Genomic DNA, 9,385 nt, shown 5'->3' on the forward strand with positions numbered 1-9,385 from the left:
CATTGGCGGATTTGAACCTATATGCGTAACAGAACTAAATACAGCAACATTTTCAATACCTTCATTAGATTTTGTTCCTAATAAATTAGCAGATTTATAACCAGAGCAACTATTAATTAAGTTAATTCGGTATATATAATCAAGGTTGTCAATATCTTTATTAGTAATATACGCCATTATAAGGTTTTATAGTTGTTTATTTTAATGTTCCTTGCTTTTAAATCAAACATTAAGTTATATAATCCAAAGAAGGTACGGTTAATATAGATGAAATGCGTAGATCCTCTATTTGCATTCATTTTTCTAAGTTCTGTGCTTTTTGAATAGCGCTCACCTAATTCTGTTATTTTTCCAAAGAAAGTACCATCAGAAAAGTCGAATACGTCGGCCTGTAAGGGTTGTGTAAACAAACTCAACATTTCATAGAACATGTCGGTAAAAAATGCAATTTCTTTAGGCGTATCGTCTTCTCTTAATATTTCAAGCTGGTACAGTGTTTCAACAAAATATTTGCGATCATTTATTTTAGTGACATCAGCCAATTCAAAATAAGGTATATAAAATTCGTCAGGAATTATTTTCATACAACCAAAGTCTAAAGCAATTAATCCAGCATCTTTAGATACTAAGAAATTACCAGGATGTGGGTCTGCATGAACCTTTTTCAAAGTATGCATCTGGAACATGTAAAAGTCCCAAAGCGCTTGACCTAATTTGTCTGAGTATTCTTGATTTGTGTTATATGCAGTAAATTCTGATAGATGCTCACCAGCCATATAATCCATAGTGATGATGCGCTCAGAGGATAACTCTTCATAATAACTAGGAAACGATAAATTAGGAATATGAGCACACTTAAGAGCGATTTCTTTACTTTGCTCAACTTCTAAAATATAATTCGTTTCCTCAATTAATTTACCTTCAACTTCTTTGAAGTACTTATCAGAATCTTTTCCTTTAATATTAAACATACTCACAGCGATAGGCTTTATCATTGCAAGATCTGATGCGATACTCTCCGCAACTCCTGGATATTGGATTTTCACAGCAAGTTTCTTCCCATTTTTTTCTGCAATATGGACTTGTCCAATACTTGCAGCATTTACAGAAGTTGCGTTGAAGGTATCATATATTTCATTTGGCAATTTGCCAAAGTATTTTTTAAACGTCTTTAAAACCAATGGAGGCGATAAAGGCGGAACAGAAAATTGAGCCAATGAAAACTTTTCTACATAAGCCTGTGGCAAAATACTTTTTTCCATACTCAGCATTTGTGCAACCTTAAGTGCACTTCCTTTGAGCTGTTTTAAACCATCATAAATGTCTTCTGCATTATTTTGATTTAAACGATCCTTAGCTTCAATTTCAGTTTTTGTTAATTTATCTCCATAATATTTGAGGTAATTAACACCAACTTTCGCACCTGTTGAAACCAGTTTCGATGCGCGTTGAATTTTGGATGTAGGTATTTTGTCTATAGTTTTCATTAAGGACTGCTTAGTTCATTTGAATTTTTTCTTTGAAAATAAATTTCCCAAAGTCTATTAATGTTCTTATTGGAGCAACGTTTAATACATCAAAACTCGTATTAACAGATTTTTCAATAAAAATGTCCGTCTTTTCAAATCCTGGAGAGGTGTCATCTATCCAAAACTTTAGGGTCAATAATAGTTGAAACCAAGCTGTCTCTTTAAGTCCCCGTTGTTGAATTCTATCAATTTGTTCTTGTTTAATGTCTATAAGATCAATCTCTAAACTGGCTATGTAATCAGTGAAAACACGTTTTAAATCTTTTAGTAAACTCATACTCTTCAGGTCGCTTTTGTGATGCTCTAAGGCATACTTTACATAACTGCGGTTTGCGGTTAGATTTTCAAAGAATGTGAAGTAAAAACTTAGTAACTTATTACGAGCATCAAAAGATGTATAGTCATCGCTTTTTTCAAGTACCGTAATTGTATTGTGATAAAAGGCGGTGAATACATGCTTTTCAACAGCTTCAAATGATCCAAAATGATCATAAAATTTTTGTTCTTCAAAGTTACTTGCTTTTGCAAAAGCGTACACCGTTTTTGGCTGATGATTGTGCTCTAAGACATAGTCCATGTAGAATGAAATAATGTCATTTTTTGTTATGTTTTTTTTTTTTGCCATGACTGATTGATTGTTCAGTAAAGGTACAAAATGTTTAACCATTAAATATAAAAGTTAAACAAAAATTAACAAGACATTACGTTTAGGTAACATTTAAATAGCACACGTTTTAACAGCAATTTTCCTCTTTAACAAAAGAACAACTCATAACTGCTAAAAATGCTCCTATAAAAGGAGCCGTTAAATAGAGCCACAAATGCTGTAAGTTTCCAGACATGAGAGCTGGAGCAAGAGATCTAATAGGGTTCATCGATGCGTTCGTCATAGGGCCAGCAAACATGGCTTCCAATAAAATTACAGCTCCAATAGCGATGCCTGCCATGGTTCCAATTTCTTTGCTTCCTGTAGAGACGTTTATGATCACAACCATTAAGAAAAATGTAAGCAGGATTTCTAATACAAAGGCTCTATAGGGTTCAAAACCTTGAGCGGGTAAGCTGCTACCTAATGTTTCACTCTGCGGAAATAGGAAAAGTAATATCAGGCAGGCTAGAAAAGCACCAATAGCCTGAGCAATAAAATATTTTGGGACTTCTTTCCATGGGAATTTATTTGCATAAGCAAATCCGAACGTCACAGCAGGATTAAAGTGTGCTCCAGAAATATCGCCAAAAGCATAAATCATACTCATTACAATTAATCCCCAAGTCATAGCAATTCCCACATGAGTAATACTTCCTCCAGTAATTTCATTAATGGTCATTGCTCCACAACCACAAAATACCATTGCGAAAGTTCCAATCGTTTCTGCGAAATATTTTTTCATTTTATGTCGTCTTTAGAAGGCTTCTCTTAATTTAAGGTTTTCTTAACAATCAACCCGTTTGCTAGTTTGTAAATTTACGTGAATTTAAAAAATAACCATTAAATCTAATACAATGAAAAAATTATTATTAATGTTTGCCGTGTTTGCTATGTCTTTCGCTACCTATGCGCAAATTGAAACACCAGCGCCAAGTCCTTCTGCTAAGTTTGAACAAAAGGTTGGATTAACAGATATTACTATTGAGTATTCTCGCCCTAGTGTTAAAGGGAGAACAATATTTGGAGATTTAGAGCCTTTTGGAGGCATGTGGAGAACAGGCGCTAATAAAAATTCAATAATCACTTTTAGTGATGATGTTACTATTGCAGGTCAAGCAGTTAAGGCTGGATCTTATGCCATGTTCACGAAATTAAATTCTGCTACGCAATGGGATGTTATGTTTTATAGCGATACAGAAAATTGGGGAACACCAGAAGCGTGGGATGATAGCAAGGTCGCTGCAACTGCTAAGGTTGATGTTATGCAACTTCCTTTTAATGTTGAAACTTTATCTATTGGTGTTGGTGATATCACTTCTAATGGTGGTAACATCGATATTATCTGGGAAACCTCTTATGCAGGTATTCCTTTTACTGTACCAACAGATCAAACAGTTTCAACTGCAATTGATAAAATAATGGCAGGACCAAGTGCAGGGGATTACTACGCTTCTGCTGTGTATTACTTAGAATCTGGGAAAGATATTAAAAAAGCAAAAATGTGGATGGATAAAGCGATGTTCATGACTGAAAATCCAGGATTTTGGCAAGTAAGACAGCAATCGTTAATTTATGCTGCTGCTGGAGATAAAAAAGGTGCCATCGATTTAGCTAAGAAGTCTATGGCTGCTGCTAAAGAAGCTGGAAATCAAAATTATGTGAAGCAAAACATGGACTCTCTTAAAGAATGGGGAGCAATGTAATTTTTAATAAAATAATATTTAAAAGACCTTTTGAAATCTCAAAAGGTCTTTTTTTTATTTGTAGTTAAGACCTATTTGTAATCTAACAGTATCAAGTAGCCCAAGGAGTGTCCTGCTGAAGTTAAACGTCATTATATCACTTTCTGTTTTGTGGTCTCTTAGAAGCTGGTTAAAATGAACAGTTTCGTAATAATATCCATTAGTGCTATAATCAAAGGTAGTCGTGCTTTCTTTTCCCTCGGAAATAAGTGTCACATTAGAAGGTTCTTGAAATCTTGAATTAATTTTAATAGTACCGTATTCACAATAAAAAATAGCTTCTGTAGGCGTATTTTGTAATAATGTGCTTTTTAAGCGTGCTTCTACACCATTATCATAACTAAACAACATCAAGCATGATGAATCTACGTCATTATCAAAAAATGTTGCTTTAGATTCAATATGAATGGGTGCTCCTAGAGTAGATAATGCGGCAAAAATAGGGTAGATACCAATGTCCAATAAACTTCCGCCTCCAAGTGATTTATTAAATACTCTAGAAGTCATGTCTATCTCAGGTTTAAAACCGAAATCGGCCTCAATAGTACGAATCTTTCCGAAAGTTTCATCTTTAATATGTTGTAATACAAATTGATAATGTGGTAAAAAATAAGTCCACATTGCTTCCATCACTAACGTATGGTTTGCTTTCGCAGTTGCAATCATGTCATCAACTTCGCTCAAATTCATAGCAAAAGGTTTCTCACACAACACTGCTTTTTTATGAGTTAGACATAAAATGGTATGTTCATGATGAAATACATGAGGTGTAGCGATATAAATAGCATCAATGTTTGGATCTTTTACTAGAGATTCATAATCACCAAAAGCTATTTTAGCACTATATGTTTGTGCAAAAGCATTCGCTTTATCTTGATGTCTAGAAGCTACGGCATAGAGCTTTGCGTCTTCGATGTGTAATAAATCTTGCGCAAATTTATGGGCGATTTTACCAAGACCAATAATGCCCCAATTTATGGTTTTATGCTGCTGTGTAGTCATTTTTTGATGTTAATGATTGTATGAGACACGCAATAGTAATCACGATAACACACCCAACAAAATTCAACCATAAAAATGGTAAATTGATATATTCATATTCATTTAATAAGAATAGTCCGATAACTAATACCTGAGTAATTAAACCTGCCACAAATACGGCATTTCCTTTCACGAACTTGAAAAAGAAACCTAAAAGGAAAATACCTAGCACATTTCCGTAGAAAATAGAACCGATGATATTTACAAGTTGGATTAAATTTTCCGCAAGATTGGCTACGCAGGCGACACCAATAGCTATAACTCCCCAAGCTAAAGTGAAAAATCGAGATGCTGTAACCATTTGTTTATCAGACTTTTCAGAAGTGTTTCTTTTGTATAAATCCATAGCTGTGGTGCTTGCCAAAGCATTTAATTCACTTGCAGTACTTGACATAGCAGCACTTAGAATTACAGCGAGTAATAAACCAATTAATCCTCTAGGCAGGTTGTGTAAAATGAAATTTAAAAACACATAATCCTTATCATTACTTTCTACTTTAATATTTTGAGAATCTCCAGCTTTATCTATTAAAATTCTAGCTTCTGCCCTTAAGGCATCACTCTGCGCATTATATTTTGCTATAACATCTGGATTGACTTTTTTGCTTGTATTTGAAAATTCAGTAATAGAAGCTTTTTTCATTGCGAAAACGTCATTTTGTTTTTCCTGAACAGCTTTGTACTCTGCTGCATATCGGGAGTTTAAAACAATATCAGTAGCATTAGGATTAAAATTTAAAGGTGCTTGATTAAACTGATAAAACACAAAGACCATTACACCAACCAATAAAATAAAGAACTGCATTGGTACTTTTAGGAGTCCGTTAAACATCATTCCTATCTGCATCTCTTTCAATGATTTACCAGATAAATAGCGTTGTACTTGACTTTGGTCGGTTCCAAAGTAGGAGAGCATCAAAAATGTACCACCAATAAGTCCGCTCCAAACCGTATATCGATTATCAAGACTAAATGAAAAGTCAAGAACTTCCATTTTACCACTGGCTCCCGCGATATCTAATGCTTTTGAGAATGTGATGCCTTCTGGAAGTTTATCAATGATTAAACAGAATGCAATAATCATTCCTGTAAAAATCACAATCATCTGATGTTTTTGGGTCACATTTACTGCTTTTGTTCCTCCAGAAACCGTGTAAATAATTACTAGAAATCCAATGATAACATTAAGTAATAATAAATTCCAACCTAACAAAGCAGACAGAATTATTGCAGGAGCAAAAATGGTAATACCTGCAGCTAAACCACGTTGAATTAAAAATAAAATAGCAGTGAGCGTTCTGGTTTTTAAATCGAATCTATTTTCTAGAAACTCATAAGCTGTATATACTTTAAGACGGTGATATAAAGGAATAAATACCATGCAAATTATCACCATGGCTATGGGTAAGCCAAAGTAGAATTGCACAAATCCCATCCCATCGTTAAAAGCCTGTCCAGGTGTTGATAAAAAGGTAATAGCACTGGCTTGAGTAGCCATGACAGATAATCCAATCGTGTACCATTTTGAGGTGTTTCCACCTTTTAAATAATCTTGAACATTTTTACTACCTCGTGACTGGTATGTTCCGTAGACAACAATAAGTAACAAGGTACTAATGAGTACAATCCAATCTAATGTTTGCATTTTAAAAGGCTTTTGTGATGATGTAAAATGCGATGATGTATACAATATTAGCAGCAAGTACTATGGTATACATTTTATTCCATTTGTATTTTTCCATGGTTGGTGGGTTTTGTGACTTTGACAAGATTAGTTACCAAATATTTAATAATCTGTTGATGCTTAGTTTTTGATTTGCTCTGCGTCGTTCAAATCATTTTTACCTAAAGATAGTATATTAGCAAACAAGCGGTATGCTCCAGAAACACCAGCAGGAAACTCTCTAAAAAAGCTAAGCCCTGTATAGATGTAATATCCTTTTCCATATTTTGCGACTAGTAAGCTTCCCGTTTTAGGCGTTTCGCCTTCATCATTCATAGATAGAATGGGTGTGAACTCACTAGACCATTCGTCAGGAAAATATAAGCCACGTTCTTGTGTCCAGTCTTCAAAGTCTCTTGGTGTTATTTTATTCGGAAAGTTTAAAACTTCATGATTCGTCGATAATAATCTAACATCTGCAAATTCATCAGTTACACGATCTCTTGAAAGTTTTAAGTCATAAGGCGCTATTTGATCCACTTTAATGCCACGACTTGTGTTGTATTGTACAATCATATTTCCGCCTTGTGCAATATAGTCAAACAGTAGTTCTTGTTTAAATTTTAATTCTTCTACCGTATTGTAGGCTCTAATTCCAACTACGATGGCATCAAATCGACTTAAATTTTCTGCAGAAATATCTTCGGGTTTTAAAATAGCTACATTATAACCAATTTGCCTTAAGCTTTCAGGAACAACATCACCAGCACCTTCGATATAGCCAATATTTTGACCTCTTTTTTTGATGTCTAGACGTACGATTTTTGTCTCACTAGGCAATAAAACCGTTTGAAACGGAATGTGATCATAATCTATTTCGATAAGCTCTTTAGTATATATCATATCTCCAATATGTACCATAGGTGTTAGTAAACCTTCACTTTGCTCTTTTGGAGGAATAACCGTAAAAATTAAACGCTGCTCTTGACCTTTAGTAACAATAATTACTTTTTGCTTTTCAGGTAATACATTCCAGTTGTTTGGGTGTGCAATTTGAACAAAACCTTCAATATTAGCTCTACCTGCTTTAATGATAACTTCAATATCTCGCTGTTTATCAGTATCAAGAATGATGACTTTTTCTGAAATTTTTGCAGATACTTCAGGGATGATTTCAAAAGGTTTGTATACTTCCCCTTTCACGGGATCATTAGTTTTATAAACAATGGCTTTCGTAAAAGAGATGTCAACGTTTTCAATATTTAAATTAAATGTAATATTGAGTCGTCGAGGTGTTTCGGGCTTACCTATTAGGCTTTTGTCTTCAACGTCATACATACCCAAAGTTCCTTTTTTAGTCAACCAATAGGGTGTAGAAACTTGCTGGTCTGTTTTGATAGCTACCGTTTCTTTGAAATCAAAATCGATGTTATTATCTAATGTGATGTTTTTATCTATTTTAATCCCGTTAGGATTTATGATACTTGACAAAATAATTTTTGAAGCACTACGATTAATAATCTCTAAGTTTAAATCGATATTAGAACCTGCAGTGGCATGGTTCGAATTGACTGTAGCTTCTAGATATAAACCAGCACACGCAGCGATAATGTCTTTTATTTCGGTTGTTTTTATGTTTTTCCAGTGCTCATTTTTTAAATTCTGAATCGCTTTATAAGCTCTTACTAGTTCTGAAATAGACCCTGATGGGTTTTTGAAATCATAGTTTTTTTGAACATCGTAAAGAATCTCTCCAATAGATTTTCCGCCTTCTATACGATTCCATGAGGTGTCTATACCTTCAAATATATTGGTCTTGTCTGTTGGTAAATCTCCTTTTATGAGTTCAATATATTCTATTTGTGCGCCACGACTTCCTGTACTACCAAATCCTTGAGATTTGTGTTGGCTCCGACTCAAAGCTGCAATTTCAGGATTACTTAATCCACTACTTGGAAAATATACACCAGTATCGACCTCTAATAAGTTTGATTTATCTGCGTCGTCAAATTTTTCTTGACTTCCATAGAACCACCAAGACGTATTAAAAAATAAACGTTGTGGTTGCCAAATGTCGGTTCGTGATAATTGTTTTGGATACGCATTTTTGTCACCTACTAGATCAAAAGCTTCCAGGCTTAACATCGCAGAACTTGTATGATGACCATGTGTACTTCCTGGACTTCTATGATCAAAACGATTAATGATGACGTCTGGTTGAAACTGTCTAATCGCTAAAACGACATCACTTAAAACTTCTTCTTTATTCCAAATAGCTAACGTCTCATCAGGATGTTTAGAATATCCAAAATCGTTAGCTCTTGTAAATAATTGTTCGCCACCATCTATACGCCGAGCAGCAAGAAGTTCTTGCGTTCTAATAACACCTAATAGCTCTCTAATTTCTGGCCCAACTAGATTTTGTCCGCCATCACCACGAGTTAACGATAGATAAGCAGTTCTTGCTTTTATTTCATTGGACATATAGGAAATTAACCGAGTATTTTCATCATCAGGATGTGCAGCAACATATAGCACAGAACCTAAGAAATTCAACTTTTTTATAGACTCATGAATCTCTGATGATGTAGGTTTTTTTGGTTGTTGTGCTGTTATTAGCGTTATTGAAAATAGGGATAAAAGCAGTAAATGTAATCGTGTCTTCATTGTTTGATAGTTAGCTAGAATCAAATATAATAAAGTATGGTAGGTGAGTCTGTGTTTTTAGATTTCTTTAACGTTAGAAAATAAAGGAAAATGA

The 9,385-nt window shown here is 34.2% G+C and carries 7 protein-coding genes and 1 pseudogene; 1 reads left to right on the forward strand and 7 read right to left on the reverse strand.

Going from position 1 to position 9,385, the window contains the following annotated elements:
• The 4 genes and pseudogenes from ACJAZK_RS14110 to ACJAZK_RS14125 all read right to left on the reverse strand — a co-directional run.
• Positions 1–177: pseudogene (locus ACJAZK_RS14110) on the reverse strand (flavin oxidoreductase); the annotation flags it as partial.
• Positions 177–1,487, reverse strand: coding sequence for an ABC1 kinase family protein (locus tag ACJAZK_RS14115; RefSeq protein ID WP_415224580.1), 1,311 nt, complete (start codon positions 1,485–1,487; stop codon positions 177–179). The pseudogene ACJAZK_RS14110 and the gene ACJAZK_RS14115, both read right to left, overlap by 1 nt.
• A 10-nt stretch (positions 1,488–1,497) precedes the next feature.
• Positions 1,498–2,154 carry a TetR family transcriptional regulator C-terminal domain-containing protein gene (locus ACJAZK_RS14120; RefSeq protein ID WP_415224581.1) on the reverse strand — a complete coding sequence of 219 codons (657 nt, stop codon included), beginning with the start codon at positions 2,152–2,154 and terminating at the stop codon, positions 1,498–1,500.
• A gap of 109 nt (positions 2,155–2,263) precedes the next feature.
• Positions 2,264–2,920: an MIP/aquaporin family protein gene (locus ACJAZK_RS14125; protein WP_415224582.1), complete on the reverse strand. Its 657-nt coding sequence runs from the start codon at positions 2,918–2,920 to the stop codon at positions 2,264–2,266.
• A gap of 112 nt (positions 2,921–3,032) precedes the next feature.
• Here ACJAZK_RS14125 and ACJAZK_RS14130 point away from each other — a divergent pair, with 112 nt between their 5' ends.
• Positions 3,033–3,881, forward strand: coding sequence for a DUF2911 domain-containing protein (locus ACJAZK_RS14130; RefSeq protein ID WP_415224583.1), 849 nt, complete (start codon positions 3,033–3,035; stop codon positions 3,879–3,881).
• Between the two features lie 54 nt (positions 3,882–3,935).
• On the opposite strand, the gene ACJAZK_RS14135 is transcribed toward ACJAZK_RS14130, so the two are convergent.
• The 3 genes from ACJAZK_RS14135 to ACJAZK_RS14145 form a co-directional block, all read right to left on the reverse strand.
• Positions 3,936–4,922 (reverse strand): Gfo/Idh/MocA family protein, encoded by a 987-nt coding sequence (locus ACJAZK_RS14135; protein ID WP_415224584.1) that lies wholly within the window; start codon positions 4,920–4,922, stop codon positions 3,936–3,938.
• Entirely contained in the window at positions 4,903–6,606 is a 1,704-nt protein-coding gene (locus ACJAZK_RS14140) for a sodium:solute symporter (protein WP_415224585.1), read from the reverse strand. The genes ACJAZK_RS14135 and ACJAZK_RS14140 overlap by 20 nt, the downstream gene beginning before the upstream one ends.
• A gap of 159 nt (positions 6,607–6,765) precedes the next feature.
• Positions 6,766–9,291, reverse strand: coding sequence for a PIG-L family deacetylase (locus tag ACJAZK_RS14145; protein ID WP_415224586.1), 2,526 nt, complete (start codon positions 9,289–9,291; stop codon positions 6,766–6,768).
• Positions 9,292–9,385 lie beyond the last annotated feature (94 nt).

The organism is Psychroserpens sp., from assembly GCF_047633235.1.
Classification (GTDB): domain Bacteria; phylum Bacteroidota; class Bacteroidia; order Flavobacteriales; family Flavobacteriaceae; genus Psychroserpens.